We start from the raw sequence: 26,917 nt of genomic DNA, 5'->3' as shown, positions 1-26,917 counted from the left end.
ACTTCATCTCAACGTTGTCTCCTTTTGATAACTCGTCTAGTTCGCTTGCAAAACTTCCGCAGCTAGGCCGCCGTCGCCTCGCTGGCGCAGGTGCGGCACCGTCCGTAGAGCTCCACGGTGTGGCGCTCGACCTCAAAGCCTTGGGCGGAGGCCTTCTCCTTCAACATGCCCTGGAAGTCACAGTTCAGGAGGTCCTGGGACTGGCCGCAATAGGTGCAGATCAGGTGATGATGGTGCCCCTTGTGGCTCACCTGATAGTGCAGCTCGCCGTCCTCCATAAGAACCCGGCAGAGGAATCCCATCTCCACCAAGAGCTTGATGTTGCGATAGACCGTGGCCCGCCCCACGCGCGGCAGGGCTTCGCAGAGCAACTCCGCCGTGAAGTGGCTGCCCTGCTGGGCCACCGCGCGCGCCACATCCTCCCGCGTCCCGGTAAGGCGGTAGCCCTTCTCCTCCAGGCGCCTAAGGGACTCTTCGACGAGCGGGTGGTGTGCCTTGGCAGGCATAAGTGAGACCTCGTCTCAAATTGTACAGGGCGCGTCAAGGGCGTCTGCCTCTGCGCTATAATCCTCCCGCCTTCAGGAGGCCCCCAATGCCCGTCTCCCATGCCGCCCTCGACCGCGTCTTTAACCCACAGACCGTCGTCGTTTTTGGCGATAAGAAGGCCGCCAACTACCTGTGGCTCTCCAGCCAGAAGCAGTTCAAGGGCAATGTCTACTCCGTCCAGATAGACCCGAACGAGATCCCCGGCATAGAGGCCATGGGCATCCGGAACTTCAAGAGCCTGGCCGAAGTTCCCGGCCCGGTGGACTATGGCATCATCGCCGTCCCGCGCTCCGTGGCCCCGCGCATCCTGGCCGATTGCATCACCCACAAGGTCGGCGGCGTCACCATGTTCACCGCCGGCTTCGCCGAGACCCACACGGCCGACGGCATGGAGATGCAGAGCAAGGTCCTTGGCATGGCCAGGCAATCGGGCATGGTCCTCATCGGCCCCAACTGCATGGGCATCTATAACCCGGGCGCGGGGCTCTGCTTCTCTCCAGGCCAGCCCGTCTATGAAGGCGGTAATATCGCCTTCTGCAGCCAGAGCGGCTCCCACGGCATCTCCGTCTCCCTCGCCGCGCCGGAGCTCGGCTTAAAGATCAGCAAGATGGTCAGCTTCGGCAACGGCATCGTGCTGGAGAACGCCGACTTCCTGGAGTACATGGCCCAGGACGCCCAAACGCAGGTTATCGTCATGTATGTGGAAGGCCTCAAGGACGGCAGGCGCTTCTTCAAGCTCCTCCGGGAGACGACGGCAAAGAAGCCCGTCATCATCTGGAAGGGCGGCCAGACGGAGGAGGGCAAGCGCGCCACTTCGTCTCACACCGCCTCCCTCGCCGAATCCCTAGCCGTCTGGGAGGCCGCCTGCAGGCAGACGGGCGCGATCCTGGTCCGGAACCTGGAAGAGGCCCTGGATACGGCAAAGGCCCTGGTGAAGCTGCCGCCCTTCACGGGAAGCGGCTGCGGCCTCATGGGCGGCGCAGGCGGCCAGTCCGTCTCCATCACGGACGCCTTCGCGCACGCGGGCATGGGCGTCCCGGCCCTCTCCCAGCAGTCCTATAAGCGCCTCGGCGAATTCTTCAGCCTCGTCGGCGCCAGCTTCAGCAACCCGATAGACCTGGGCACCAACCGCAAAGAGCTCGATACGATCCTGGACATCCTCACCGACGACCCGGTTATTGACGTCATCGTCATGCAGGTGCCCATCCTCAGCTTCCGCGGCGCGGCCGGCATGGCCGATGCGCAGATTGACGCTATGGCGAAGTTGAAGGAGCGCGGCGGGAAGAAGCCGCTGGTCGGCGTCACCGTCTCGCCCAAGCCCGTTGCCGATGCCGAGCTCATCAAGACGATTTCAAGCCGTTTCGAAGCAGGAGGCGTCCCCAGCTTCCCCTCGTATGACCGTGCCGCGCGCGCGCTGAAGAACGCTGTCTGGTACCACCGGTTCAAAGCAAGGCAGGACTAGCCTTCCTATCGCCTTCTGTTGACCTCGCATTGACACCCCTTTGCCACGGGCCTATAGTGGGTTTGTTGCACGCGGGAGCTTGGGTATCCAGGCTGAGAGGTCCGCCTAAGGCGGACGACCGCTAGAACCTGATCTGGGTAATGCCAGCGCAGGGATCATAGGCCACCTCTCAAAACACCGCTCGCGAGCGGTGTTTTCTTTTGTGCGGAGGAGGCCTGTATGGATAGAGATCTAGTCATCGCGGGGAAGCGCCTGCGCTCTCGGCTCATGGTGGGCACCGGCAAGTACCGCACCATGGACGAGATGGTCCGAGCCATCGAAGCCTCCGGCGCGGAGATGGTCACCGTCGCCCTCAAGCGCATAGACTTCTCCGCCGGCGAGCGCACCATCCTGGACTACATAGATTGGAAGCGCTATGCCATCCTGCCCAACACGGCGGGCTGCAAGACGGCCGAAGAGGCCATCTACACGGCTCGGCTTGCCCGCAGCATGGGCCTCTCCGATTGGGTGAAGCTGGAGGTCATCCCCGACCCAAAGTACCTCCTGCCCGATCCCATCGGCACCCTTGAAGCGGCCAAGGTCCTGGTGAAGGAAGGCTTCGTCGTCCTGCCGTACATCAACACGGATCCGGTCCTTGCCAAGCGCCTCGAGGAGATCGGCACCGCCACCGTGATGCCCCTTGCCTCGCCCATCGGCTCCGGCCAAGGCATAATCACCTTCGAGCAGATCAAGATCATCATCGAGCAGGCCAAGGTCCCCGTCGTTGTGGACGCCGGCCTCGGCGCGCCCTCGGACGCCGCCCTCGCCATGGAGATCGGCGCCGATGCGGTGCTCATCAACTCCGCCATCGCCCTCGCCGGAGACCCCGTCGCCATGGGCGAGGCCATGAAGCTCGGCGTCGAGGCAGGTCGCAAGGCCTACTTCGCCGGGCGCATGCCCAAAAAGGCCTACGCCTCCGCCTCCAGCCCCCAGGAGGAAGTGCCCGCATGGTCCATTCGCAAGTAGCCCCGCTCTGCCTCGTCACCGATCGCTCGCTCTGCAGCGTTGACCTGCTGCCCGAGAAGATCGCGGCGGCCGTCGCAGGCGGCGTCACCATGGTCCAGGTGCGCGAGAAGGACCTGCCCGGCGGCGAACTCTTTGCCCTGGCAAGGGCCGTCAAGGCGCGCATCGCGGGCCGCGCCCTCCTCATCGTCAACGAGCGCGTGGATCTCGCCATTGCCGCCGGGGCCGATGGCGTCCACCTGGCGGAGGCCTCCATGCCCACTGTGGAGGCCCGCCGCGTCGCCGGGGCTAATCTGCTCATCGGCCGCTCCGTCCACAGCGTGGATGCCGCGCGCACCGCCGAGGCGCAAGGCGCCGACTATCTCATCGTCGGCACGCTGTATGAGACGCGCTCCAAGCCGGGCAAGACGCCCGAAGGCCTCGCGCTCATGCGCGAAATCTCCCGCGCCGTGCGCATCCCGTGCCTGGGCATCGGCGGCGTCACGGCGCACAACGCGCCCGAGGTGCTGAAGGCGGGCGCGAAAGGCGTCGCCGTCGTCTCCGCCATCCTGAGTGCCTACGATGCCCAGCGCGCCGCCAGGGAGCTGCGACTGGCCGTAGCGCCGCTAAAGGCGGCAAAGTGAGCGCCGCGATGATCACGCTGACCGTCAACGGCAAGCCCCAAACCCTCGAGCATTCCATGGGCCTCATCGCCTACCTCGAAGCGAAGGGCGTCCTGGGGAAGCGCATCGCCGTCGGCATCAACGGCCAGGTCGTCCACAAGGACCAATGGGCCGGCGTCACACTTCGCGCAGGCGATGTGGTGGACATCGTGCAGATGGTCGGCGGCGGGTAGCGTCACATGGCACACGCCCCGAGGAAATCTTCCATGACACCATCCTCTGAAGTCATCATCGTCGGCGGCGGCGTCATCGGCTGCGGCATCGCCTACGAGCTGGCCGGGCGCAAGGTTCGCGTTACGCTCCTGGAACAGCGCCAGCTCGGCTCGGGGGCCACCTACGCCTCCGCAGGCATGCTCGCGCCCCTCTCCGACAGCATGTGCGACGACGCGCTTATCGAACTCGGCTTCGGCAGTTTCGCCATCTACAAGCCCTTCCTTGAGGAGGCGGAGGAGATCGCCCGCCTCTCCGCCGAATGCCTTCCCTCAGGGATCCTGCGCATCGCCAAGACTGAGGAGGAGGAGCGCCGCCTGCGCGCCCTCGCCGATTTCGGCAACGAGCGCGGCCTGCGCGTCGAGTGGGTGAGCGCAAAGCATGCCCAAAGCCTCGAGCCGCTCCTTTCGCCGGCCATCCGCGGCGCCGCCTACTCTCCAGGCGAGCCGCAGTTGAGCGCCTCGCGCCTCGTGGAAGTCCTGCGCAGGGCGGCCATCGCCCGCGGCGCGCGCTTCCGCGAAGAGACGCCCGTCGTCGGCCTGATGAAGCGCGGCGTGAAGGTCACCGGGGTGCGCACGCCCCAGGAGACGCTCTCCGCCGATGCCGTCGTCCTCGCCACCGGCGCGTGGGGCCGCGCGGCAAGCCAGTGGCTCGGCTATGACGTGCCTGTGGCCCCCGTGCGCGGGCAGGTCGTCTACGTCAACAAGCTTCCTCGCCCCCTTTCCCGCACCGTCCTCCACGCCGAGGCCTACGCCGTTCCCAAGGGCGATAGCACAACCCTGGTTGGCACCACCCTTGAGCACGATGCAGGCTACGAACAGCAAGTCACTGTCAAAGGCGTGGCGACGATGCTCACCAACATCCAGTCCCTTCTTCCCTCCGTGGGCGCGACGACCATCCATCATTCGCGCGCTGGCCTCCGCCCTCGCAACGTCGCCGACGACCTTCCCATCCTCGGCCCCGCCCCAGGGAACGATGGCGCGACCCTAGCCTTGGGCCATTATCGCAGCGGCATCCTCCTCGCACCCATCACCGCGCGCCTCATCGCCGATATCGTCACCACCGGTAAAACGAAGGGTGGCCTGGGCAAATTCAGCGCCGCCAGGCTCGCCAAGTCGCGAAGGTAGGCCTATGGCTGCCAGGGGCACGTTGGACTACAGCCTCTACGTCATCACCGACCGCGCGCTCGCAAGGGGCCGCAGTCACCTGGAGGTCGCCGAAGCGGCGATCGCAGGCGGCGCGAACGTCATTCAGCTTCGCGATAAGGAGGCCTCGTCCCTGGAGCTCTACCGCACGGGCCTCAGCATCAGGAAGATCGCCTCCCGCGCAGGCGCCCTCTTCATCATGAACGATCGCGCCGATATCGCCCTCGCCGTGAACGCTGATGGCGTGCACCTGGGCCAGGACGACCTGCCGCTCCCGTCGGCTCGCAGGCTCCTTGGGCCGGAGAAGATCATCGGCGTCTCCGTCGAAAATCCCGAGCAGGTCGCGATAGCCGAAAGCCAAGGAGCGAGCTATGTCGCCATCGGCCCTATCTATGAGGCGCGCAACAGCAAGACCGATGCCGGCCCGCCCGTCGGCCCCCAGGCCATAGCCGCCATCCGCAGGATGACGCGATTGCCCATCATCGCCATCGGCGGCATCAAGGCGCACCACATCGCCGAAGTCATCGGCGCCGGCGCGGATAGCGTCGCCGTCATCTCCGCAGTCGTCTCCGCGCCCGATGTGAAGTCCGCGGCAGCGGACCTCCGACAGCGCATCAGCTCGGCGAGGCGCGCCTATGTCTAACAAATCGAACTCCTTATCCTCCTCTCCCTTGATGGGAGAGGACAGGGAGAGGGTGCTTCCCTTCCGTCACTCACAGAGTCTGCGCTATGCCTAGTCATCCTATTGAAAAGAAAACCGTCGGCGCCCTCGGCGAATTCGGCCTCATCGCGCGCATCGCCGGAGGCAACCCCAAGGCCGCCGGGCGCCTCGTCCTCGGCATCGGCGATGACTGCGCCGCCTTCCGCCAGGACTCCGGCAAGCTCCTCCTCGCCACCTGCGATATCCAAGTGGAAGGCCGCCACTTCGTGAAAGAACGCTCCTCCGCGCGCGACCTCGGCCTCCGCTGCGCCGCCGTGAACCTGAGCGACATCGCCGCCATGGGTGGCACGGCGCTTTATGCCCTCATCTCCCTCGGCCTGCCGCCGCAGACGCCCACCGCCTGGGTGGACGGCCTCTACAAGGGCCTCCGCGAAGGCTTGGGGCGCTTCGGCGCGGCGATCATCGGCGGCAACATCACCAGCAGCGCCATGCTCATCATAGACATCACCCTCCTGGGCGAAATGGCTGAAGTCGAGCTGCTGCGCCGCGGCGCGGCCAAGCCCGGCGAGGCCATCCTTGTCACCGGTACCGTAGGCGCATCCGCCATGGGCCGTATCGCCCTGGAACGCCGCCTGCGCCCCTCAAAGGCCATCGCGCCCCTGGCGAAGGCCCACCGCACGCCGACCCCGCGCATACGCGAAGGGCGCGTCATCGCCTCCTCAGGACTCGCCACGGCGATGATTGACGTGAGCGATGGCCTGGCTGGCGATCTCGGCCACATCTGCGAGACGAGCGGCATCGGCGCATCGCTCGATGCCTCGGCCCTCCCGATCGCTCCCGCCACCCGCTCCATCGCGCGATCCCTGCGATTGGACCCGCTCGCCATCGCCCTCCACGGCGGCGAGGACTACGAACTGCTCTTCACCTGCCCCAAGGAGCAGGCCCGGAACCTCACCGAACGCGTTCGGCGAGAGACGGGCACGCCGGTGGCTCTCATCGGCGAGACGACGTCCGCACAAGGCATCCTCCTGCGCCACGCCGACGGCAGGCGCGAGCATGTTGAGCCCACAGGGTGGGACCATTTCGCCAAGCAACGAGCGAAAAGAAAGGCCTCATGAGTCCCCGGAAGCCTCAGCCCATAAGGCGCGCGCTCACCATCGCCGGCTCCGATAGCGGGGGCGGCGCAGGCATCCAGGCCGACCTGAAGACCTTCACGGCCTTCGGCGTCTACGGCATGAGCGCCCTTACCGCCGTCACGGCGCAGAACACCCTGGGCGTCCAAGATGCCCTTGAGCTTCCCCTGCCGCTCATCGAAAAGCAGGTGCGCAGCGTCGTGAGCGATATCGGACTAGACGCCGCAAAGACCGGCATGCTCTCCTCAAGCGCCGTCGTGCGCCTCGTCGCCTCACTGGTGAAGGAACTGCGCATCCCCAACCTCGTCGTTGACCCGGTGATGATCGCCAAAGGCGGCCATCCCCTCCTGACCGAAGAGGCCCGCGCCACCGTTCGCAAGCATCTTCTGCCCCTTGCTGCCGTCGTCACGCCGAATACCCATGAGGCGGCGGCCCTCACCGGTCTGCGTGTGGAAACGCCTGAAGAGATGCGTCGCGCTGCAAAAGAGCTACTCTCCTCAGGCGCGCAGTGGGTCGTCGTCAAAGGCGGTCACGCCGACTCCCAAGACGCCATTGACGTCGTCTATGACGGCAAGTCCTTCACGGAGCTTCGCTCCAGGCGCATCGAAACAAAGAGCACCCACGGCACAGGCTGCACCTTCTCCGCCGCCATCACCGCCGGGCTGGCGAAAGGCATGCGCCCGCCTCTCGCGATCACACGGGCCAAGTCCTTCGTCACCCAGGCCATCGCCGGCGCCGCGCCGCTCGGGCAAGGCCACGGGCCGACGAACCACCTCGTAGGGACGACGAGCACATGGCGATGACGACTCCCCTGCTGCAGGTTCATGGCGTCAGCAAGACCTTCGTCGAAAAGACGCGGGAGCTGCCGACGCTTCGCAATGTCAGCATCTCGGTCCGCCAGGGGGAATTCGTCTCCATCATCGGGCCGAGCGGCTGCGGCAAAAGCACGCTGCTCGGCGTCATCGCCGGGCTCATCCCGCCCGATGAGGGGCGCGTTCTCCTGAACAGCGCGGTCGTCACGGGCCAGGTCGGCCTTGCAGGCTACATGCCGCAGAAAGACCTCCTCGTTCCCTGGCGCACCGTCCTCGATAACGTCATCCTTGCGCAGGAGATCGCAGGCGTCCCTCGAGCCGAAGCCCGCGCCAAAGCGCGGCCCCTCCTCGAGGAGTTCGGCCTCGGCCCCTTCGCCTCGGCCCATCCCCACACCCTCTCCGGCGGCATGCGCCAGCGCGCCGCCTTCCTCCGCACCGTCCTCTTTGAAAAAGAGCTGCTCCTCCTAGACGAGCCCTTCGGCGCGCTCGACTCCCTCACCCGCTCGGCGATGCACCAGTGGCTCCTAAGCCTCTGGGAGCGCCTCGGCAAGACCGTCGTCCTCGTCACCCATGACATGGACGAGGCCTTGCTCCTCTCCGACCGCATCTACGTCATGACGCCCCTCCCCGGCCAGGTGAGGAGCGAGCTTGCCGTCACCCTGCCGCGCCCGCGCCGCTATGACCTTGTGCTGACCCAGGACTTCATCGCACGCAAGGCGGCGCTCCTTGCCGCCCTCCGCGATGGCGCCGCCCTGGCGGGTGCCGCATGAGCGCCGTCCACAACGCCGTTGCCAAGTCCCGCGCTCCCGGTGGAGCCGCGCGCCGCCCCTCGCCGCTGGCATCGGCGGCAGGTGGCTACGTGCTCTCGCTTCTCCTGGGCCTCATCGCCATCGCCGTCTGGCAGGCCGTCGCCGATTTCTCATCGCTCAAGCAGTGGCTCTTGCCGTCTCCCTGGGAAGTCATCCAGGCCTTCGCCGAAAGCCCCGGCCTCATCATGCGGCACGCCGCCGTGACCGCGGAGGAGGCGCTCATCGGCTTTGCCGTCGCCCTCGCCGTCGGCGCGGCGCTCGCCGTCGCCATCTCCCAGTCGCGCCTCGCCGAACGGGCCCTCTACCCCTACGTCGTCGCCTCCCAGGCGGTCCCCGTCATCGCCATCGCGCCCGTCCTCGTCGTCTGGTTCGGCTTCAGCCTCATGCCCAAGATCATCGTCATCGTCCTCATCACCTTCTTTCCTATCACCATCAACATGGTGGACGGCATCCGCAGCGTGGACCCCGACCTCGTCAGCCTCATGCGCTCCATGGGCGCGACGCGCTGGCAGGTCTTCAAGCTCGTGCAGATGCCGTCGGCGCTCCCCTATTTCTTCTCCGGCGCCAAGGTCGCAGCCGCCGTCAGCGTTATCGGCGCTATCTTCGGCGAATGGGTCGGCGCGAACGAAGGCTTGGGCTACTTCCTCAAATATTCCTCGGCCCAGTTCCTTACGGCCCGCGTCTTCGCCTCCATCGTCGTTCTCGCCCTCATGGGCCTCATCCTCTTCTCCGCAGTCGCCTTCGTCGAGCGCAAGGCTCTCCCCTGGGCCAAACGCCCATCTGCCCAAAACTAAGAACGGAGCTTCCAATGAAAAAGTTCTTGCTCGCCACCGCTGTCGCCCTCTTCCTCATGGCCGCCCTGCTCATGACCGCCTGCGGTGGAGACGACAAAGACAAATTGACCGTCATCCTCGATTGGTTCCCCAACGCCGATCACGCCGGCCTCTACGCGGCTGAGGCCCAGGGCTACTTCAAGGAAGAGGGGCTCAAAGTGAAGCTCCAGGCCCCCGGCAATCCGGAGGACCCGCCGAAGTTCGTTGCCGCTAACCGCGCCGATATCGCCATCAGCTACGAGCCCGCCGTCATCCTCGCCCGCGCCGAGGGCCTGCCCATCACCGCCATCGGCTCCATCGTGCCGACGCCCCTCAACTCGATCCAGGTGCTGAGAAGCTCGGGCATCGCCAGTCCGGCCCAGCTCGGCGGCAAGAAGATCGGCTTCACAGGCATCCCCACGGAAGAGGTCTACCTCAAAGCCGTCCTCAGCAAGGCCGGAGTCAACCCATCCAGCGTAACCATGATTAACGTAGGCTTTGAGTTGAGCAAGGCCCTCATCAGCAAGCAGGTTGACGCCATCATCGGCGGCTACTGGAACGTGGAGGCCGTGCTCGCCGAGATGGAAGGCCACCCGGTGAATGTCTTCAAACTTCAGGACTGGGGCGTGCCCGAGTTCAACGAGCTCGTCTTCGTCGTCAATGAAAAGCGTGCCAGGGGCGCCGACGAAAACCTGCGCAAGTTCCTGCGCGCCGTGGCCAAGGGTCACGCCTATGCAGTGCAGAACCCGGACGCCGCCATCAATGCCGTCGTCAAGGCCAGCCAGGAGTCCGACCGCGAGCTGGTGACGCGCGGCGTGCGCCTCCTCGTGCCGCTCTGGCGATCGGCGCCACAGCCCTTCGGCCTCATGGACGAGGCGAAGTGGCGCAGCTTCATCCAGTTCCTCGTGGACAATAAGATTGTCGAAAAGCCCGTCGCGATTGACGGCACGATGACGAACAAGTTCCTCCAGTGACGCCGATGCCTCGCTTCAAGCTGCCTCTCGCTCTGCTTCTCGCCGGGCTGGCCCTCGCCGCCTGCGAGAGCGCTTCACCATTGCCGACGGCAACGCAGACGCGCCCTCCCCCCTCGACGAACACGCCTATCGCCTCGCCAACCGCGCCACCTTCGCCTACCTCCGCCGCCACGCCAACGGCGACAGCCGTCCAGGGGCCGGTGGTCACCGTTGGCGCCGCCTCATTTCGCGTGGACGTCGCCCGTACCTTCGATGAGAAGGCCAAAGGCCTCTCAGGCCGTCCACAGCTTGCGCCGTCCACAGGCATGATTTTCCCCTATGAGGAAGACGCCCTCTACACTTTCTGGATGAAGGGGATGCTCATCCCCCTCGATTTCGTGTGGATAGACGGCAAGTGCGCTGTCGCCGATCTCACTGCCAACGTCCCGCCGCCGCGCGACCCGAATCAGGCCACAGGCCTGCCCGTCTATAGCCCCTCGCGACCTGTTCGCTACATCCTGGAAATCAACGCCGGCGATGTCGCCGCTAAAGGGATCGGAATCGGCGATGCAGTGCGCTTCTCCGGCTTCACCGTCGCCGTGCCGGGCTGCCCGTAGCACCGGTGCCCGGGTAGGGACGGCCTAAGGCCGTCCCGGCTTACTACACGCCCGCTTCCAGCTGATAGTTCATCGTGTAGAGCTTGTGATAAAGCCCCCCCTCCGCCAAGAGCTCCTGGTGCGATCCCATCTCCGCGATGCGCCCCTTCTCCAGCACCACGATGCGGTCCGCGCCTCGTATCGTCGAAAGCCGGTGCGCGATAACGACCGACGTTCTGCCCTTCAACAGCCGGCCTAGGGCCGTTTGGATCAACGCCTCCGTGTGCGTGTCAATGTTCGCCGTCGCCTCATCCAGCATCAGGATGCGCGGATCGGCCAGGAGCGCCCGCGCGAAACTCAGGAGCTGCCGCTGCCCCACGCTCAAGTTGCCGCCGCGCTCCGCAAGCACTGTGTCATAGCCCTTCGGCAGCCTCATGATGAAATCGTGCGCCCCCACGGTCCGCGCCGCTTGCTCCACCTCGGCATCCGTCGCCTCCAGGCGGCCGTAGCGGATATTCTCCCGCACCGTCGCCGAGAAGAGGTACGGGTCCTGCAGCACCATGCCGATCTGCTTGGCGAGCGAGCGCATCGTCACCTGGCGCACGTCGTGCCCGTCAATCGTGATGCGCCCCTTAGTCGCCTCATAGAACCGCGCGATCAGCGCCGTCACCGTCGTCTTGCCCGCGCCCGTCAGCCCCACCAGCGCGATCGTCTCGCCCGGCTTGATGTGCAGGTTGATAGCCTGCAGCACCCATATATCCGGCACATAGCTGTGGCTCACGCCCTCGAAGCGGATCTCGCCCTTCACCTGGGAAAGCTCCGTCGCGCCAGGCGCATCCGTGATTTCCGGCCTCGTGTCCAGCACCTCAAAGATGCGCGTCCCGGAGGCCATGGCCCGCTGGAGTTCCGTGTACTGCATCGTCAGGTTGCGGATCGGGTCGAAGAAGCGCTGGATGTAGAGGGCGAAGGCGACGAGGACGCTCAGCTGGAGCTTCGTGTGCAGCACCTGGTTGCCGCCGTACATGATCACCACGGCCAGCGCCACTGCCATCAGGACTTCCACCAGCGGCAGGACCACCGACGACATCCGCCCTGCGTCCAGATTCGCCGTCAGGTGGCTCCTGTTGATGGCGTCGAACCGGCGGCGGTTCTCGTCCTGCCGATTCAGGCTCTGGATGACGCGCACGCCGGAGATATTCTCCTGCAGGCCCGCGTTCACCACGGAGATCGCCTGGCGCACGCGGATGAAACTATTCCGCGCGCGAAGCTGCCACCGCATCAGGGCGCAGATGAGCACCGGCGCAACCGCAAGCGTCAGCAGGGCCAATTGCCAGTCCAGGAGAAACATCGCCGCTGCGATACCCGCGAGGCTGAACAACTCGGAGACGCTCAGGACGCCGCTGGAGAGGAACTCCTGCAGCGTCTGCACGTCGTTCTGCACCCGAGACATGATCCGTCCGACCTCGTTCTTGTCATAGAACCCCAGCGAGAGGCGGTGCAGGTGCTGGAACATCTGCGTCCGCAGGGTGTACAGCACGCCCTGGCTGATCTGCGCCATCACCACCAACTGCACGTAGTTCGCCGCCCATCCGGCAAGGGCCACCGCCGTGAAGGCGATCACGATGGCGTTCAGCCCGCGCCCGTCGCTCGCCGTCACCTCATTGATCCCCGCGCCCACAAGCCACGGCACGGCCACGATGGACCCGGTGTAGAGCAGCGTCGAGATCGTGGCGACCAGCATCTTTCCCCTGTACGGGCCCAGGTAGCGGAAGAGCCTTGTCACGACCTTATGGTCATACGGCTTCCCCAGCGTCTCGTCGTCGCCGTCGCCCAGCCGCCCCATCATCCCGTGCCCGTGGCGGTGTCCGTGGCCATGCCCCGTGCCGCCGCCGTGGTGCATCATCGCCGCGCCTCTGCAGGCGCGCCCAACGCGCCCGCCTCTTCCTGGGGGCGCAGCTGCAGTTCGTAGATCTCCCGGTAGAGCCCCACCTCGCGCAGGAGCGATTCGTGGGTGCCCCGCTGGAGGATGCGCCCGTCCTTCAACACCAGGATCAGGTTCGCGTGCTTCAGCGTGGAAAGGCGCTGCGCGATGACGAATGTTGTGCGCCCCTGCATCAGGCGGTTCAGCGCCTCCCGTATCTCGAACTCCGTCTTCGTGTCCACGCTGGAAGTCGAATCGTCCAGCACGATGATGCGCGGATCCGTCAGCAGCGTCCGCGCGATGGCTACCCGCTGCTTCTGGCCGCCGGAGAGTGTGATGCCGCGCTCGCCCACCCAGGTGTCATAGCCCTGCGGCAGGCTCATGATGAAATCGTGGAGGCGTGCGATCTTCGCCGCCCACTCCACCTGCTCTCGCGTCGCCTTCTGCGCGCCGTACGCGATGTTGTCCCGCGCCGTCGCCGAGAAAAGGAAGATATCCTGTTGCACCACGCCTACCGTGCGCCGCAGCGATTCCAGCGTCACATCGCGCACGTCCGTCCCGTCTATCGTGATGCGCCCGGCCGTCACGTCGTAAAACCTGGGCAGGAGCTGCACCAGCGTCGTCTTGCCGGAGCCCGTCGCTCCCAGGAGCGCGACCACTTCTCCCGGCTTCGCCTCGACCGAAACGTCGCGCAGCAGCGGCGCCGTCGCTTCGTAATCGAACGAGACACGCTCAAAGGCGATGTGCCCTTTCACATCCTTCAGCTCCACCGCGCCCGGCCGCTCTTCCACCGGCGATTTCGCGTCCAAGATCTCGAAGATGCGGTCGCCGGAGGAGATCGCGCGCGCCACCAGGTTGATCAGGAAGCCCGTGATGCGCACCGGCATCTGCAGCATCGCCATGTAAAGGATGAATTGCGTCAGCTCGCCCGGCGTCAGCTTGCCGTCAATGATCTGGTGGCCGCCGTACCACAGCATCAGGCCGATGAGCCCTGTGAAGAGGAAGTTCATCAGCGGTGTATTGCTCGCCTGGACGCGCACCGCCAGCAGGTTCTCGTCGGAAAGCTCCTGCGACTTCGCGGCGAACTTCCGCTCCTCGTACTCCGCCCGGTGGAAGGCCTTCACCACCTTGATGCCCACCATGCTCTCTTGCATCAGCGTCCCCAGCTCGCCCGTCATTTCCTGCGCCCGGTTCCAGACCACGCGCAGCTTCCGCGAGATGTGCACGCCCCGCGCCATCACGATGGGGAGGAAGCCGAGGCACATCAGCGCCAGCGCCCAGTCAATGCTCATGAGGATGCCCGCCACAGCGCCGACGAGCAGGATGAGATACACCAGCCGCACCACGCCGATGTTCACGAACCACCGCACGTTCTCCACGTCCGCCGTCGCGCGGGACATCAGCTGGCCCGTCTGCTGCCTATCGTGGTAGGCGAAGCTCAAGCGCTGGAGCTTATCGTAGATGGTGTTGCGGATATCGTAGGCCACCTGCTGGGAAAGGGCTTCGCGAAAGTAACTTTCAAAATAGGCGAAAAGTCCCCGCCCGAGCGCGATGCCGATAACAACCACGCCGGCGTAGGCCAGGTAGCTGAACTTGCCCTGCTCCGCCACCCGGTCAATTGAGGAGCCCAGGATGCGCGGCATGGCAAGCGAGAGGACCGTCGAGCCGAAAAGGCTCAGGAAGGCCAGTGCGACGAGTCCTCTATGGGGACGGAGGAAGGCGAGAAGTCGGACAAGCGTCTTCATGCAGGCTACCTATTATAGCCCCATGGCCTCTCCCCCAGGAGCGCCGGATGAAGCGCGCGCCTCTTGCGCCTGCGACTAATGCCTGAAGTGCCGCACGCCCGTGAAGAGCATCGTCGCGCCCGCCTCGTCCGCCGCCTTGATCACCTCTTCATCGCGGATGGAGCCGCCGGGCTGCGCAATCGCCGTGATCCCTCCGGCCAGGGCCATCTGTGGCCCGTCCGGGAAGGGGAAGAAGGCGTCCGAAGCCAGCACAGAGCCCTTCGCCTTCTCGCCCGCAGCCCGCAGCGCCAGGTGCACGCTCACCACCCGGTTCGGCTGGCCCGCGCCCATGCCCACCAGCGTCTTGTCCTTCACCAGCACGATGGCATTCGATTTCACGTGCTTCACCACGCCCCATGCGAAGGCCAGCTGCTCCAGCTCTAGGGGCGTCGGCTGCCGCTTCGTGACCGCCTTCCACGTCTTCGCCTCCTCCGCGATGTCGTCGTAGCCCTGGGCCAGCATGCCGCCCGTCACCCGGCGGAAGTCCAGCCCGGTGGCGACTTTGCCCTTGGGCAGCGGGACCTGCAGGATGCGCAGGTCCTTCTTCTTCTGGAGCAGCGCCAGCGCATCCGGCTTGTACCCGGGCGCGATGACGATCTCATAGAAGATCTTCCGGATCTCCTCCGCCGTCGCCAGGTCAACCTCGCGGTTCAGCGCCACGATGCCTCCGAACGCCGAAACGGTGTCTCCCGAATAGGCGCGCCGGTAGGCCTCGGCAAGGTCGCTGTGCGAAGCCAGGCCGCACGGGTTCGTGTGCTTGATCACCGCCGCCGTCGGCCCGGAGAAATCCCGCGCGGCGCTCCATGCCGCGTCTGCGTCCAGGATATTGTTGTAGGAAAGCTCCTTGCCGTGGAGCTGCTTCGCGCTGGCGATCGTCCCCTCGCCGCTCAATGCCTCCCGGTAGAAGGCCGCCTTCTGGTGCGGGTTCTCCCCATAGCGGAGGCTCTGCAGCCGCGTCAGGCCGATCGTCAGCTCCTGCGTGAACGGGTCGCCCTCGCCGCGCAGGTACCCGGCGATCGCCGTATCGTACAGCGCCACGTGCTGGAAGGCCTTCTGCGCCAGCTTGCGCCGCTCTTCCTGGGAGACGCCTCCGGCCTTCAGGCGCTCCTGCACCCAGCCGTAATCGTCCGGGTCCACCACCACCAGCACGGATGGGAAGTTCTTCGCGGAGGCGCGCAGCAGCGTCGGCCCGCCGATGTCTATGTTCTCCAGCGCCTCATCCAGGGTTACGCCCGGCTTGCTCGCCGTCTGCACGAAGGGATAGAGGTTCACCACCACTATGTCTATGTAGTCAATCGCGTTCGCCTTCAACTCATTCGTGTGCTTCGCGTCGCTCCGCTTCGCCAGCAGGCCGCCGTGCAACTTCGGGTGGAGCGTCTTCACCCGTCCGTCCAGAATCTCCGGGAAGCCCGTCAGGTCGCTGATCCCGTGGACCTTGACCCCGGCCTCCTGCAACGCCTTCTTCGTCCCGCCGGTGCTATAGAGGTCCAGGCCCTGCCCCTGCAGGCTCTGGATGAATGGGACCAGGCCGCGTTTATCGGAAACGCTGACGATCGCTTTCATAGTGGAACCCCGTTGCCTATCAGGGATTGATAATGACCCGCTGCGGGCCGCTCTGCGCCGTGACCTGCCCGATGACCTTGGCATCCGGGATGCGGACCGTGATCGCGCGAACGTGCTCCGGCGCGCAGAAGACCGTCATGCCGATGCCCATGTTGAAGACCTTGAACATCTCCTCGTCGTCCACCTTGCCTGCCCGCTGGATCATCTGGAAGAGCGGCGGCACGCTCCACGCCTTGCGGTCAAAGACCGCCGTCACGCCCTTCGGCAGCACCCGCGGCACGTTCCCCGGCAGGCCGCCTCCGGTGATATGCGCCATCCCCTTCACCTGCCCGATCACCGGCTTCACGTCGTGATAATAGGAGCGGTGCGGCTCCAGCAGCGCTTCGCCCAGCGTACGCCCCAGGTCGGCGTGGCGCACGGAAAGCGCCTTGGGGTCGCTCTCCGTGTTGAAGACCCGCCGCCCCAGGGAATAGCCGTTCGTGTGCAGGCCGCTCGATGGGATCCCGATGATCGCGTCTCCCGGTTTGATCGTTGAGCCGTCAATGATGCCGCTCTTCTCCACCGCGCCCACGATGAAGCCCACCAGGTCGAAATCTCCCGGCTTGTAGAGCGCCGGGAGCTGCGCCGTCTCGCCGCCCACCAGCGAGCAGTTGTTTGCCTTGCACGCCGCGGCCAGCCCCTTCACGATCTGCTCCACTTCCTCGGGAACTAAGTGTCCCAGACCGAGATAATCGAGAAAGAAGAGCGGATCTGCGCCGCCGACGAAGATATCGTTGACGCAGTGATTGACGATGTCATGCCCCACCGTGTCCAGCTTCCGCATCTGGATCGCGATCAGCACCTTCGTGCCCACGGAATCCGTGCTGGAGACAAGGACGGGCTCTTTGTAGCCCTGCACCTGGAAAAAGGCCCCGAAGAAGCCGATGTCCGACATATAGCCCGGCCGCGCCGTGGAGCGCGCCAGGGGCTTGATTAGCTGCTTCGCGCGCTCGGCGGCGTCAATATCAACGCCCGCCGCCGCGTACTGGTTGGCGGAGTCCGTCGGGGAATGCACTCGGGGGCCTCTACACCACTTCTAATGCAAACTTGTCCAGCTCAAGCTGGACGGGGATCGGATAACGCCCGGTGAAGCAGGCGTTGCAGAACTTCGAGCCGTCGCCCCCTGTCGCCTTCGCCAGGCCCTCCACGCTCAGGTAGCCGAGCGTGTCCGCGCCGATCTTCTTCCTGATCTCTTCCACCGTCTTCTGCGCCGCGATCAGCTCCGCCTTCGTCGCCATGTCCACGCCGAAGTGGCACGCCCAGCGGATGGGCGGCGCGCACACGCGCATGTGCACCTCGGCGGCGCCCGCCTTGCGCAAAAGGCTCACGATGTGCGGCGTCGTCGTCCCCCGCACGATGCTGTCGTCCACCAGCACCACGCGCTTCCCCCGGACCACGTCCGGCAGCGCGTTGAACTTCAGCCGCACGCCCAGATCGCGCAGGCGCTGGTCCGGCTGGATGAACGTTCTGCCTACATAGCGGTTCTTGGTCAGCGCCTGGCTGTACGGGATGTTCGCCTGCCGCGCGTAGCCCAGGCCCGCGGCTACCGCCGAATCGGGCACGCCCGTGACGATATCCGCCTCCACCGCATGCTCCACCGCCAGCTGCGCCCCCATCGCCTCTCGCGCCTGGTAGACGGGGTTCCCGTCAATCCGGCTATCCGGCCGGGCGAAATAGATCAGCTCAAAGACACAGCCCGCCGTGCGCTCCGTTGTCGCGCCGTTGAACGTCTGGACGCCGTCCTTGTCAATGACAAGCACTTCGCCGGGGCGCACGTCCCGCTCCACATGGGCGCCCAGGTGCTCCAGCGCGCACGTCTCGGACGCGATCACCCAGCCGCCGTTCAGCCGCCCGAAGCAGAGCGGCCGCACGCCCAGCGGGTCCCGCACGCCGATCAGCGTATCCAACGTGATGATCGTGAGGCTGTACGCCCCCTTGATGCGGGCCATCGCGTACCGTAAGCGCTCCTGCCACGTCCTGCCCGGGGCCAGCGCGATCATCCACGCGATAGCTTCTGAGTCCGTCGTCGTCTGGAACTCCGCCCCTTGCCGCTCCAGGTCGGCCCGCAGCTCCACCGCGTTCACGATGTTGCCGTTGTGCGCCAGCGCCATCGGCCCCCAGGGGCCCTTCACCTGGATTGGCTGGGCGTTCACGATCTTGCTGGAGCCCGTGGTGGAATACCGCGTGTGCCCGATGGCGATGTGGCCCTTCAGCCGCTCCAGGTCGTCCTCTTCAAAGACCTGGGAGACGAGCCCCATCCGCGTGTGCAGGTTCAGCTTCGCGCCGTCGGCGGTGGCGATCCCCGCGCTCTCTTGCCCGCGATGCTGCAGGGCGAAGATGCCGAAGAAGGTAATGCGGGATACGTCTTCGCCGGGGGCGTAGACTCCGAAGACTCCGCAGCTTTCGTTCAGGTTGTCTAGCAACCCTACCCCTTTGGAGAGCTGTGCGGATCGGAACGACCAGCAGGTGCGATGAACGCCCTACCAGTATAGTCACGCCCTCCCTGGCGGTCAATGCGAAAATCTTCTCGTTTTCATGAGAACCCGTGCAGGCTATCCCCCAAGCGGCCTCTCGAACGCCGCCAGGAACTCCCGGTTGCCTTTGTCTCCCTCGATGGGCGATGGCGTTAGTCCTCTGAAACTCAGCCGCTGTCCGATTGCCCACACAAGGAAGCTCGAAAGCACCTCCCCGTGCGTTCGCGGGTCCTTCACTACGCCGCCCCTTCCCACCTGCTCGCGCCCCGCCTCGAACTGCGGCTTCACCAGGCAGACCAGTGTGCCGCCCGGCGTAAGATGCTTCAGCGCCTGGGGCAGAACCTTGGTTAGAGAGATGAACGAGACATCCGCCGTCACGATCCCCACCGCCTCCGGCAGCGCAAAGTCGTAATGGGCGTTCACGCCCTCCATGCAGACCACGCGCCTGTCCTGGCGCAGTTTGTAGTGTAGTTGGTCCGTCCCTACATCCACGGCATAGACCTTTGCCGCGCCGCGCTGCAGCAGGCAATCGGTGAATCCCCCCGTGGAAGCGCCCACGTCCAGCGCCGTCTTGCCCCGCACCTCGATCTTGAACGCCTCCAGCGCGCGCTCCAGCTTCAGTCCGCCCCGGCTCACATACGGCAACCCGCGCTCCACCGCAAGCCGCGCATCCTCGGCGACGACCGCCCCCGGCTTGCTGATGACCTCCGTACCGATGCGCACCTGACCAGCCATCAGCATCCGCTTCGCCTTCTCCCGGCTTTCCGCTAGCCCCTTCTCAACCAGGAGCACGTCTATTCGCTTCTTAACCTGTTTCATGCGACGCGGCCTATCCTGCCTTCCTATCTTCCTATCTTCTCTTCCTATTTTCCTCGCTCACTGACTTCCATTCCCGCTTGATGTTTCGCCATCCTCTGCGTATTGTATGCCCCTATGAACGCACGAAGCGATTCTCTTCCGGTTCCCTTTCACACATCTGCGTTTTCTGCGGATAACCTCTCCCTTCCCTCGAACCAGCTCTCTGTATATCTGTGTGGTCTGTGGACGCCCCTCCCCCGCCCATGAACCCCCTCAGCCAGCTCTGGCATCTCCTCCTGGCCCTCCGTCCCAAGCAGTGGGCCAAGAATCTGCTCCTCTACCTTGCCTTCTTCTTTACCCTGGGCGACCACGCGGCGGACGATTTCTCCGGCGAGCTCTCCCTCTTCGGCTGGGCCACCCTCGGCTTCTTCGCTTTCTCCATCCTCTCCGGCGTCACCTACATCATCAACGACTACTTCGATATCGAAGAAGACCGCCTCCACCCCAAAAAACAGCACCGCCCATTGGCTTCCGGCCGCCTCCACCACCGCTTCGCCCTCGTCGCCGCGGTCGCCCTGGCCGCAGTAGGCCTAGCCCTCTCATTCCTGATTAACGCGAACTTCGGGTATGTTGCTATCGTCTACCTAGCGCTTACCGTCGGTTATAGCGTTCGGCTCAAGGATTTCGTCATCATAGACGTCATGGCCGTTGCCGGCGGCTTCGTCCTGCGGGCGGCGGCGGGCGCGCTGGCCATAGATGTGCCCATCTCGCCCTGGCTCTACATCATGACCAGCCTCGGGGCGCTCCTCATCTCCTTCGGCAAGCGCCGCAATGAGATGGCCACCCTCGATGCATCAGGGGAAAATCAACGCCCGGTGCTGAAGGAATACTCCGTGGCGCTCCTGGATCAGTTCGTCGCCGTCGTCGCCCCGGCCACCCTCGTCGCCTACGCCCTCTACACCTTCACAGCGGACAACCTGCCCGAAAACAACGCCATGATGCTCACGATCCCCTTCGTGATGTTCGGGCTCTTCCGCTACCTCTACCTCATCCACAAAAAGAACCTAGGTGGTAGTCCTGAGGAAATCTTCCTGACGGACAAGCCCCTCATCCTCAACATCCTCGCCTGGTTCATCACCGCCGCCTCCATCATCGCCGCCACCCGCTAGCCTGTTGTTCTCCCTGCTGTTGGCTCTTTCTCTTAACCCCTGTTCCCTGCTCCTTGAGCCTTCCTATATCAGCGCTTTCCCGATCGCTCCCCCCAGGAAATCCACAAGCGTATCGTTGAACGCCTCCGGGTCCTCCATCTGCGGCATGTGCCCCACGTTTGCCAGCGTCACCGTGCGCACCACCCGGATCTTCGAGCCCATCAGGCTCGCGACGCGGTGGAACCGTCCGCCGTCCCGCTCTCCCACCATCACCAGCGTCGGGACCTTCAGGTCCTCCAGCCGGTCCTTCGCCCATTTTTCGGGGTGCGGGTAGACCACCTTGTCCTTCCAACTCGCTCCGCTCCACCCGCTCAACATCTGCCGGGAAAGCTCCATCAGCTCCGGCTTGTCCCGCAACCCCGCGAACGCATCGCTCCGCAGCGAGGCCCGCACGAACTTCTCCCCCAACCCCTCCCGCTGCGCGATCTTCCTCCGCCGCTTCGCCTTCGCGATGAACGCCTCATCCCGCTCGAAGCCGTCCAGCCCGGAATCCACCAGCGTCAGCGTTGTGATCGCCTCCGGGTGTGTCAGCGCGTAGTCCATCGCCACGTTCCCGCCCATCGAATGCCCCACGATGGACGGCTTCGTCATCCCCAGATGGCGGATCAGCCCGTACAGGTCCTTCGAATAGTGCTGGGTCGTGTAGCCCGTCTCCGGCGCAGCCGACTTCCCGTGCCCCCGATGGTCGTACGTCACTACCGTGTACGTCTTGGAAATAGCCTCCACCTGGAACTGCCACTCGCGGTGGTCCACTCCCTGCCCGTGGAGAAAGATCACCGGATGGCCGCCGCCTGCGACCTCGTAATAGATGCGAACGCCGTCTAGGACTGCGAAAGACATGGTGCGCTGCGGGCCTGCGTTCGGGTAGCGCTGCACAGCCGCTATCGGCCGTGGGAACCCCTTGCTCCCTGCTCCTTGAACCTCTTAGTAGATGCGCTTCTGCGATCGACCCGGCATCTCGCCGTAGCCCACGTTCGGGTCGGTGACGACGTTGAGACAGGCCGGCAGGCCCGATTTGAAAGCCCGCTCCAGCGCCGGCCGGATCTGCTCCGGCCGCTCCACCAGCTCCCCGTGGCCGCCCATCGCCTCCACGATCTTGTCATAGCGCGTGGACTGGGAGAGGTCGCAGCCCAGGGCGCGCCCGTAGCGCTTCTTCACGCCCATGATCGTCTGGCCCCAGCCGCCGTTGTTGGAAATCACGGAGACCACCGGCAGCTTGAAGCGCACCATCGTCTCCATGTCCATCCCGTTCAGCCCCCAGCCGCCGTCGCCGTTCAGCAGCAGCACTTGCTTGCCGGGCCGCGCCAGCTGCGCCCCGATGGCGAAGCCGGTGCCGACTCCCAGACAACCGAACTGCCCCGGGTCCAGCCAGTGTCCCGGCTTATGGATGCCGATCGCCCGGGCGCCGAAGGTCACGATGTCTCCGCCGTCCCCGATCACCGTGGCGTCCTTGTCCAGATACTGGTCAATCTCCGCCACCAATCGCATAGGGTGGATCGGCGTCGAATTATTCTTTCGTAAGGCTTGGTCGCCCTCTTTGAAGCCGCGCTCCTCCGCCATCACCTTGTCCAGCCAGTCGCCGTGCGGCTCATGGCCCGTTCTCGGCAGCTCGTTCAAGAGCCCCCGCAGGATGAGCTTCGAATCCCCCGAGATGCCGACCTCCACGGCCCGGTTGCGGCCGATCTCCGTGGCGTCCTGCATGATGTGGATCATCTTCGCTTCGGGGTGCAGCAGGTTCGGCTTGCCGAAGCTCAGGCGGAAGTCCACCGGCGTGCCGATCAGCACTAGCAGGTCCGTCTGCGTCAGCGCGAACCGCCGCGCCTGCGCCCCCAGCTGCGGATGGCCCGCAGGAATGCTCCCGCGCCCCATGGCGTTCAGGAAGACCGGCGCCTTCATCCGCTCAACCAGCTCCCGCAGCTCCCCGGCCGCGTCGCACCACCAGACGTCGCTGCCCGCCATCACCACCGGCCGCTGCGCCTTCGCGATGAGCTTCGCCGCCTCTTGGATGTAGCCGGAATCGCCGGGCATCTTCGCCTTCGTCCGGTACTGCTTCGGAAACTCCACCTTCTCCACCGGCACCCGCCCGCCCAGGATGTCTATCGGGATCTCGATGTACGCGGGCCCTTGCTTCGGCGTCGTCGCATGGCGGAAGGCCGTCGCGATGAAGTCCGGGATGCGCGAGGTGTCCGCGCACTGGTTCGCCCACTTCGTGATGGAGCGCATCAACGTCACGCTGTCGAACTCCTGCAGCCCGCCGGATAGCAGCGACCGTATGCCGCTGTTCCCGCCGATGATCACCATCGGGCTCGGCGCTTGGAAGGCGTTCGCCACCGCCGTCACCGTGTCCGTCACCCCAGGGCCCGCCGTCACCACCGCCACGCCCGGCTTCCGCGCCACCCGCGACCAGCCTTCGGCCGCGTGTCCCGCCACCTGCTCGTGCCGCACGTCAATGATCTTGATGCCTTCGTCGGCGCATCCCTCGTAGATGTCGTAGATATGCCCGCCGTTCAGCGTGAAGATGTACTCCACGCCCTCGGCCTTCAGGGCCTTCGCCACCAGGTGACCGCCGTCAATGTCAGGCATAGCTGATTACCTTTCTTCTTGGGTCCCGCTTGGGAGCCCTTGTGCGTTTATGCCGTGCTTCTGCGGAGCGGCTCAGTCCGGGAGTTCGTTCCTCTTCTACACCCTGCTCCCCGCTCCTTGACCCCCATGCAAACCCGCTTCCGCCCCGGCATTGTAGCCCAGATATATCCGCATGCAAAGTGAATCTACTGCCGCGCTCTGGTGTACGCCATCGCCGCGGAAAGCGCCAGAGAGAGCCAGCTCCAGATCGTGTCCCACGGCCTGAACTCCAGGGCATGCTGGAAGGCGAACCCGGCCGAAACATCGAACCGGAAGATAAGGCCAAGGACATTGCCGAAGATAAAGGCTCCCACGGCTCCCGCCGCCGCGATGGCCGCGATGCTCGGCGCTTGCTTCCGGTTCGACGCCTTGCTCACCAGCACGCCGATCCCGTAGCCGATCCCCATCGCCAGCACCACGGAAAGCAGCCCGTACAGTCGCGAATTCTTCGCCAGACCCCAGGCCAGCGCCCCTGCCGCGCCCGAAAGGAACGCCGCGCCGATCGCCTTCGCGTACAGCTCCGTCGAGACCTGCGTCAGCGGATTGGGGCGTATCTTCGCGCACTCCCGGCACCGGTAGCCCACCGGCGTCGAGACCATGCACCGGAAGCAGATCAGCTTCCCGCACTTGTTGCAGGAGACCCTCGTCTCCACGTCCGGGTGGTTGGCGCAGCGCAGCTCCATCGCTACCGCGCCTCCTGCGTCGGCGCACGGTTGTCCACGCCCGTCCGCTTCACCCAGGCGTGCCGCTCCTTCGTATCCCGGTCGTACAGGAGCCGGTTCAGGAGGGTCCGCCTTCCGCCATCAGGCGGCAACGGCGTCCAGTTCCCGGTCAGCCGCTTCACGATGATGAGCAGGACGATGGTCCCGAACCCCCAGATAAGCGCGGCATCCTCGTCAAACACATAGGCCCACATCGGCGCGAGGAGCATAGCGAGGCCCATCACCAAAGGGATATTGCCGATGAATGCGATGCCGAAGATCGCGACGATGATGAACAGCAGCAACTCCAGTTGCGCCAGCGCCAGCATCACGCCGATCACCACCGCCATCCCGCGCCCGCCTTGAAAACCCAGATACGCCGACCAGTTATGCCCGATAACCCCTGCGATCCCCGCCAGCATCTGCTCAGACGTAGACTGGTCCAAGGCTTGGGCCGCCCACACCGGCGCCGCGCCCTTCAAGATATCCAGGATGCCGACGACGATGACGGCCCACTTCCCCAGCGCCTGTCCCGCATTGGAACCCGTCACTGACCCGCTGCCGAACGTCCGCAGGTCAATCCCCTTGAGCGCTTTGACGAGAAGGTAGGCCGTCGGGATCGAGCAGAAGAAATACGCCGAGGCGATCAGCAGGCTAGTCGTAGCCACGCGCCTTCCGCCTAGCTCGCCTTGCCCGGCGGCGCGTCAACGATGGCGAACGTCAGCTCGCCCTCCGCCACCGCGCTCTCGCCCACTGTCGCCTTCGCCGCCCCCTTGCCGATGCGTCCGCGCAGGTTCGTCAGCGTCACATCCAGCTTCAGCGTGTCCCCGGGCCGCACCGGCGCCTTGAACCGCACCTCGATCCCTGCGAAGTAGACCAGCCTCCCCTTATTCTCCGGCATCGTCAGGATCGCCACGCATCCCACCTGCGCCAGCGCCTCCACCATCAGCACCCCCGGCACGATGGGATTCCCCGGGAAATGCCCCGCGAAAAAGGCCTCGTTCACCGTGAAGTTCTTGATGCCTACCGCCCGCTTCCCCGGCTCCAGCTCAAGGATGCGGTCCACCAGAAGGAACGGCGGTCGGTGCGGGATGATCTCTTGAATCTGCTGGCTATCGAGCATCTGCGTCACGTGCCTTGGCCCTCTGCCTTCCTCTCCTGCTCTCCCCATCGCTCATTCCGATGAGCTGTGCTCGTCTTCGAGCTACTCTCATCCGCGAGTAGCGCGGGAGAGAACAAAAGGGAGTGGATTCTCGTCGCTAAGGCTCTCCTATCTCTTCGCCGCCTTCATCGCCTTCAGCCGCTCCGCCGTGGACATCGGCGGCCCCACAACTCCCGGCTCCACCTCGCCGGCGTAGCCGTTCCCGTGATAGTCGCTCCCCCCGCACGGCACCAGCCCATGCTGGTCGGCCAGCATCTTGAACCGCGCCGTGTCCGCCTCGCTGTACGTCGAATAATAAACCTCCATCCCAACCAGGCCCGCCGCCTTCAGCGATGGGATGATCTTCTCCACTTCCTTCACATAGGCCGGGTGCGCCAGCACCGGCAGCGCGCCGTTCCTCACCGCGAGCCCTATCGCCTCTTCCGGCGTCAGCTTCTCCCGCTCCACATAGGCCGGCTGCCCCTTGGCAAGGTACTTGTCGAACGCCTCCTGGTGCGAAGCGACGTACCCCTTCTCGATGAGCGCTCGCGCCACATGCGGCCTGCCCACCGCGCCGTCTCCCGCGACCTCCAGCACCCGCTTCCAGGAGAGCGGCATCCCCAGCTCCGCCAGCTTCTCCACCATCTTCTGGCCCCGCTCGTAGCGCGAGGCGCGGAACCGCTCCAACTCCTTCTGAAACCCGGCGTCCGCTTTATTCACATAGTAGGCCAGGATGTGCACCTCGCCGCCTTCGATCTCCGTGCTGATCTCCACGCCGGGGATGATCGTCAGGTGCGGGAAGGCCTTTGCCGCGGCCGTCGCCTCATCCAGCCCCTGCGTCGTGTCGTGGTCCGTCAGCGCGATCACCTTCAGCGTCGTCTTGCCGATCTTCGCGATGAGCTCCGCGGGCTTCAGCGTCCCGTCGGAGTACGTCGAATGCATGTGCAGGTCAACCTGGGCGCCCATCCTACGCGACCTCTCGATCAACGCGCTGGATGCTCTTCGCCTTCCCCGTCCTGGCCTCTATCTCCACCAGCACGGAGCTGAAGGTCACAGGCCCGTCCGCCACGCCGAGCGGCGAATACAGCTGCGTCGCGAACCGCTTCAGCACGTCTTCCGGCACATTGCCGATGATCGAACCCCTCGGCCCCACCATCCCCACGTCCGAAACGAAGGCCGTCCCCTTCGGCAGCACCCGCGCGTCCGCCGTCGCCACGTGTGTGTGCGTCCCCAGGATCGCCGAGACGCGCCCGTCGAAATACCACCCCAGCGCCCCGATCTCCGAAGTCGCCTCAGTGTGCGCGTCCACGATCACCACCTTCGTCCGGTGGCCTTCTTCGTCCAGCAGGTTGTTCAGCGCGCGGAACGGGTCGTCTACCGATGGCAGAAAGACCCGGCCCAGCACGTTCACGATGAGCGCCCCCTTGCAGAAGGTGTACCCGTGCCCGGGAACACCGGGCGGATAATTCAGCGGTCGGATGAGCGGCAGTTCGCTCTCCAGGTACGGGACGATCTCCCGTTTGTCCCAGGCGTGGTTGCCGGACGTGATGACATCCACGCCGGAATCGTACAGCTCCTGCACCGTCTCCGGCGTCATGCCAAGCCCGTTGGCGCTGTTCTCACCGTTGGCGATCACCAGGTCCGGCGCAAGCTCCTGCTTCAGCTTCGGCAGCAGCTTGCGCACCGCCTTTCGCCCAGGCTGGCCTACCACATCGCCGACCATCAGTACGCGCATCGTGCTCTATCTAGTCGGGGCCTTTCCGGCCCCGATCTGCTCCGTGGAATCCTCTAGCCCAACCTGGCTAGTATACCCCGTCTCCTCTGGCGCGAAAAGCCGCGCCGAAAAGGAACGACCCTGGCGCT

General features: G+C 65.2%; 27 protein-coding genes and 1 riboswitch. Of the genes, 13 read left to right on the top strand and 14 right to left on the bottom strand.

All coding sequences use genetic code 11. The features are described 5' to 3' along the window. Positions 1 to 62: 62 nt before the first annotated feature. A complete protein-coding gene (locus FJ039_00850) occupies positions 63 to 506 on the bottom strand; it encodes a transcriptional repressor (protein MBM4404723.1) in 444 nt (147 codons plus the stop codon). Between the two features lie 86 nt (positions 507 to 592). Here FJ039_00850 and FJ039_00845 point away from each other — a divergent pair, with 86 nt between their 5' ends. The 12 genes from FJ039_00845 (at position 593) to FJ039_00790 (ending at position 10,824) form a co-directional block, all read left to right on the top strand. Further along, the gene (locus tag FJ039_00845) at positions 593 to 2,008 is read left to right on the top strand and encodes a hypothetical protein (GenBank protein ID MBM4404722.1); all 1,416 of its coding nucleotides are present in this window, start codon (positions 593 to 595) and stop codon (positions 2,006 to 2,008) included. 61 nt (positions 2,009 to 2,069) lie between these two features. After that, a riboswitch (TPP riboswitch) is annotated at positions 2,070 to 2,180 on the top strand. 47 nt (positions 2,181 to 2,227) lie between these two features. Continuing rightward, entirely contained in the window at positions 2,228 to 3,013 is a 786-nt protein-coding gene (locus FJ039_00840; GenBank protein MBM4404721.1) for a thiazole synthase, read from the top strand. Continuing rightward, complete coding sequence (gene thiE, locus FJ039_00835; protein MBM4404720.1) at positions 2,995 to 3,633, top strand: thiamine phosphate synthase; 639 nt, start codon at positions 2,995 to 2,997, stop codon at positions 3,631 to 3,633. Before FJ039_00840 ends, thiE (FJ039_00835) begins: the two co-directional genes overlap by 19 nt. Continuing rightward, positions 3,630 to 3,845 carry a sulfur carrier protein ThiS gene (gene thiS, locus FJ039_00830; GenBank protein ID MBM4404719.1) on the top strand — a complete coding sequence of 72 codons (216 nt, stop codon included), beginning with the start codon at positions 3,630 to 3,632 and terminating at the stop codon, positions 3,843 to 3,845. The genes thiE (FJ039_00835) and thiS overlap by 4 nt, the downstream gene beginning before the upstream one ends. A 6-nt stretch (positions 3,846 to 3,851) precedes the next feature. After that, positions 3,852 to 5,009: a glycine oxidase ThiO gene (gene thiO / locus FJ039_00825; GenBank protein MBM4404718.1), complete on the top strand. Its 1,158-nt coding sequence runs from the start codon at positions 3,852 to 3,854 to the stop codon at positions 5,007 to 5,009. A 4-nt stretch (positions 5,010 to 5,013) separates the two neighbouring features. Further along, the gene (gene thiE, locus FJ039_00820; protein ID MBM4404717.1) at positions 5,014 to 5,670 is read left to right on the top strand and encodes a thiamine phosphate synthase; all 657 of its coding nucleotides are present in this window, start codon (positions 5,014 to 5,016) and stop codon (positions 5,668 to 5,670) included. An 86-nt stretch (positions 5,671 to 5,756) separates the two neighbouring features. Beyond that, positions 5,757 to 6,806, top strand: coding sequence for a thiamine-phosphate kinase (thiL, locus tag FJ039_00815; protein MBM4404716.1), 1,050 nt, complete (start codon positions 5,757 to 5,759; stop codon positions 6,804 to 6,806). Further along, positions 6,803 to 7,624: a bifunctional hydroxymethylpyrimidine kinase/phosphomethylpyrimidine kinase gene (thiD, locus tag FJ039_00810; GenBank protein MBM4404715.1), complete on the top strand. Its 822-nt coding sequence runs from the start codon at positions 6,803 to 6,805 to the stop codon at positions 7,622 to 7,624. The genes thiL and thiD overlap by 4 nt, the downstream gene beginning before the upstream one ends. Continuing rightward, positions 7,621 to 8,403 carry an ABC transporter ATP-binding protein gene (locus tag FJ039_00805; GenBank protein ID MBM4404714.1) on the top strand — a complete coding sequence of 261 codons (783 nt, stop codon included), beginning with the start codon at positions 7,621 to 7,623 and terminating at the stop codon, positions 8,401 to 8,403. Before thiD ends, FJ039_00805 begins: the two co-directional genes overlap by 4 nt. Next, on the top strand, positions 8,400 to 9,236 hold the full coding sequence (locus FJ039_00800) for an ABC transporter permease (GenBank protein MBM4404713.1): 837 nt from the start codon (positions 8,400 to 8,402) through the stop codon (positions 9,234 to 9,236). The genes FJ039_00805 and FJ039_00800 overlap by 4 nt, the downstream gene beginning before the upstream one ends. Positions 9,237 to 9,250: 14 nt before the next feature. After that, positions 9,251 to 10,228, top strand: coding sequence for an ABC transporter substrate-binding protein (locus tag FJ039_00795; GenBank protein MBM4404712.1), 978 nt, complete (start codon positions 9,251 to 9,253; stop codon positions 10,226 to 10,228). Then, entirely contained in the window at positions 10,225 to 10,824 is a 600-nt protein-coding gene (locus FJ039_00790; protein ID MBM4404711.1) for a DUF192 domain-containing protein, read from the top strand. Before FJ039_00795 ends, FJ039_00790 begins: the two co-directional genes overlap by 4 nt. A gap of 43 nt (positions 10,825 to 10,867) precedes the next feature. Here FJ039_00790 and FJ039_00785 read toward each other — a convergent pair whose 3' ends face one another. From FJ039_00785 to FJ039_00760, 6 genes are all read right to left on the bottom strand, one after another. After that, positions 10,868 to 12,706 (bottom strand): ABC transporter ATP-binding protein, encoded by a 1,839-nt coding sequence (locus FJ039_00785; GenBank protein MBM4404710.1) that lies wholly within the window; start codon positions 12,704 to 12,706, stop codon positions 10,868 to 10,870. Further along, complete coding sequence (locus tag FJ039_00780) at positions 12,703 to 14,469, bottom strand: ABC transporter ATP-binding protein (GenBank protein MBM4404709.1); 1,767 nt, start codon at positions 14,467 to 14,469, stop codon at positions 12,703 to 12,705. The genes FJ039_00785 and FJ039_00780 overlap by 4 nt, the downstream gene beginning before the upstream one ends. Before the next feature lie 75 nt (positions 14,470 to 14,544). Beyond that, a complete protein-coding gene (gene purH / locus FJ039_00775) occupies positions 14,545 to 16,071 on the bottom strand; it encodes a bifunctional phosphoribosylaminoimidazolecarboxamide formyltransferase/IMP cyclohydrolase (GenBank protein ID MBM4404708.1) in 1,527 nt (508 codons plus the stop codon). Between the two features lie 19 nt (positions 16,072 to 16,090). Next, on the bottom strand, positions 16,091 to 17,125 hold the full coding sequence (locus tag FJ039_00770) for a phosphoribosylformylglycinamidine cyclo-ligase (protein MBM4404707.1): 1,035 nt from the start codon (positions 17,123 to 17,125) through the stop codon (positions 16,091 to 16,093). A gap of 10 nt (positions 17,126 to 17,135) precedes the next feature. Then, on the bottom strand, positions 17,136 to 18,521 hold the full coding sequence (locus tag FJ039_00765) for an amidophosphoribosyltransferase (protein MBM4404706.1): 1,386 nt from the start codon (positions 18,519 to 18,521) through the stop codon (positions 17,136 to 17,138). A 141-nt stretch (positions 18,522 to 18,662) separates the two neighbouring features. Then, positions 18,663 to 19,403 (bottom strand): TlyA family RNA methyltransferase, encoded by a 741-nt coding sequence (locus FJ039_00760; protein ID MBM4404705.1) that lies wholly within the window; start codon positions 19,401 to 19,403, stop codon positions 18,663 to 18,665. A 242-nt stretch (positions 19,404 to 19,645) separates the two neighbouring features. On the opposite strand from FJ039_00760, the gene FJ039_00755 reads away from it, so the two are divergent. Next, positions 19,646 to 20,551 (top strand): decaprenyl-phosphate phosphoribosyltransferase, encoded by a 906-nt coding sequence (locus tag FJ039_00755; GenBank protein ID MBM4404704.1) that lies wholly within the window; start codon positions 19,646 to 19,648, stop codon positions 20,549 to 20,551. Positions 20,552 to 20,614: 63 nt separating this feature from the next. Here the strand turns inward: FJ039_00755 and FJ039_00750 are convergent, their stop codons facing one another. The 7 genes from FJ039_00750 to FJ039_00720 form a co-directional block, all read right to left on the bottom strand. Continuing rightward, a complete protein-coding gene (locus FJ039_00750) occupies positions 20,615 to 21,430 on the bottom strand; it encodes an alpha/beta hydrolase (GenBank protein MBM4404703.1) in 816 nt (271 codons plus the stop codon). 84 nt (positions 21,431 to 21,514) lie between these two features. Then, positions 21,515 to 23,173, bottom strand: coding sequence for a hypothetical protein (locus FJ039_00745; protein MBM4404702.1), 1,659 nt, complete (start codon positions 23,171 to 23,173; stop codon positions 21,515 to 21,517). Between the two features lie 185 nt (positions 23,174 to 23,358). Beyond that, positions 23,359 to 23,895 (bottom strand): hypothetical protein, encoded by a 537-nt coding sequence (locus tag FJ039_00740; protein ID MBM4404701.1) that lies wholly within the window; start codon positions 23,893 to 23,895, stop codon positions 23,359 to 23,361. Positions 23,896 to 23,897: 2 nt separating this feature from the next. Then, complete coding sequence (locus FJ039_00735) at positions 23,898 to 24,581, bottom strand: hypothetical protein (GenBank protein ID MBM4404700.1); 684 nt, start codon at positions 24,579 to 24,581, stop codon at positions 23,898 to 23,900. Between the two features lie 11 nt (positions 24,582 to 24,592). Then, on the bottom strand, positions 24,593 to 25,036 hold the full coding sequence (gene fabZ, locus FJ039_00730; protein MBM4404699.1) for a 3-hydroxyacyl-ACP dehydratase FabZ: 444 nt from the start codon (positions 25,034 to 25,036) through the stop codon (positions 24,593 to 24,595). A gap of 147 nt (positions 25,037 to 25,183) precedes the next feature. Continuing rightward, entirely contained in the window at positions 25,184 to 26,020 is an 837-nt protein-coding gene (locus tag FJ039_00725) for a PHP domain-containing protein (protein MBM4404698.1), read from the bottom strand. A 1-nt stretch (position 26,021) separates the two neighbouring features. After that, complete coding sequence (locus FJ039_00720) at positions 26,022 to 26,789, bottom strand: TIGR00282 family metallophosphoesterase (protein MBM4404697.1); 768 nt, start codon at positions 26,787 to 26,789, stop codon at positions 26,022 to 26,024. Positions 26,790 to 26,917: the final 128 nt, after the last annotated feature.

The organism is Chloroflexota bacterium, from assembly GCA_016875535.1.
Classification (GTDB): Bacteria; Chloroflexota; Dehalococcoidia; order SHYB01; family SHYB01; genus VGPF01.
Note: the sequence above shows the minus strand (reverse complement) of the source record. Positions and strands in the feature narration are given on the sequence as shown.

Excerpts from the sequence above, each read along its gene's own strand:
- FJ039_00850 (MBM4404723.1), bottom strand. The coding sequence starts at position 506 with ATGCCTGCCAAGGCACACCACCCGCTCGTCGAAGAGTCCCTTAGGCGC.
- FJ039_00845 (MBM4404722.1), top strand. The coding sequence starts at position 593 with ATGCCCGTCTCCCATGCCGCCCTCGACCGCGTCTTTAACCCACAGACC.
- FJ039_00840 (MBM4404721.1), top strand. The coding sequence starts at position 2,228 with ATGGATAGAGATCTAGTCATCGCGGGGAAGCGCCTGCGCTCTCGGCTC.
- thiE (MBM4404720.1), top strand. The coding sequence starts at position 2,995 with ATGGTCCATTCGCAAGTAGCCCCGCTCTGCCTCGTCACCGATCGCTCG.
- thiO (MBM4404718.1), top strand. The coding sequence starts at position 3,852 with ATGGCACACGCCCCGAGGAAATCTTCCATGACACCATCCTCTGAAGTC.
- thiE (MBM4404717.1), top strand. The coding sequence starts at position 5,014 with ATGGCTGCCAGGGGCACGTTGGACTACAGCCTCTACGTCATCACCGAC.
- thiL (MBM4404716.1), top strand. The coding sequence starts at position 5,757 with ATGCCTAGTCATCCTATTGAAAAGAAAACCGTCGGCGCCCTCGGCGAA.
- thiD (MBM4404715.1), top strand. The coding sequence starts at position 6,803 with ATGAGTCCCCGGAAGCCTCAGCCCATAAGGCGCGCGCTCACCATCGCC.
- FJ039_00805 (MBM4404714.1), top strand. The coding sequence starts at position 7,621 with ATGACGACTCCCCTGCTGCAGGTTCATGGCGTCAGCAAGACCTTCGTC.
- FJ039_00800 (MBM4404713.1), top strand. The coding sequence starts at position 8,400 with ATGAGCGCCGTCCACAACGCCGTTGCCAAGTCCCGCGCTCCCGGTGGA.
- FJ039_00795 (MBM4404712.1), top strand. The coding sequence starts at position 9,251 with ATGAAAAAGTTCTTGCTCGCCACCGCTGTCGCCCTCTTCCTCATGGCC.
- FJ039_00785 (MBM4404710.1), bottom strand. The coding sequence starts at position 12,706 with ATGATGCACCACGGCGGCGGCACGGGGCATGGCCACGGACACCGCCAC.
- FJ039_00780 (MBM4404709.1), bottom strand. The coding sequence starts at position 14,469 with ATGAAGACGCTTGTCCGACTTCTCGCCTTCCTCCGTCCCCATAGAGGA.
- purH (MBM4404708.1), bottom strand. The coding sequence starts at position 16,071 with ATGAAAGCGATCGTCAGCGTTTCCGATAAACGCGGCCTGGTCCCATTC.
- FJ039_00760 (MBM4404705.1), bottom strand. The coding sequence starts at position 19,403 with ATGAAACAGGTTAAGAAGCGAATAGACGTGCTCCTGGTTGAGAAGGGG.
- FJ039_00755 (MBM4404704.1), top strand. The coding sequence starts at position 19,646 with ATGAACCCCCTCAGCCAGCTCTGGCATCTCCTCCTGGCCCTCCGTCCC.
- FJ039_00750 (MBM4404703.1), bottom strand. The coding sequence starts at position 21,430 with ATGTCTTTCGCAGTCCTAGACGGCGTTCGCATCTATTACGAGGTCGCA.
- FJ039_00745 (MBM4404702.1), bottom strand. The coding sequence starts at position 23,173 with ATGCCTGACATTGACGGCGGTCACCTGGTGGCGAAGGCCCTGAAGGCC.
- FJ039_00740 (MBM4404701.1), bottom strand. The coding sequence starts at position 23,895 with ATGGAGCTGCGCTGCGCCAACCACCCGGACGTGGAGACGAGGGTCTCC.
- fabZ (MBM4404699.1), bottom strand. The coding sequence starts at position 25,036 with ATGCTCGATAGCCAGCAGATTCAAGAGATCATCCCGCACCGACCGCCG.
- FJ039_00725 (MBM4404698.1), bottom strand. The coding sequence starts at position 26,020 with ATGGGCGCCCAGGTTGACCTGCACATGCATTCGACGTACTCCGACGGG.
- FJ039_00720 (MBM4404697.1), bottom strand. The coding sequence starts at position 26,789 with ATGCGCGTACTGATGGTCGGCGATGTGGTAGGCCAGCCTGGGCGAAAG.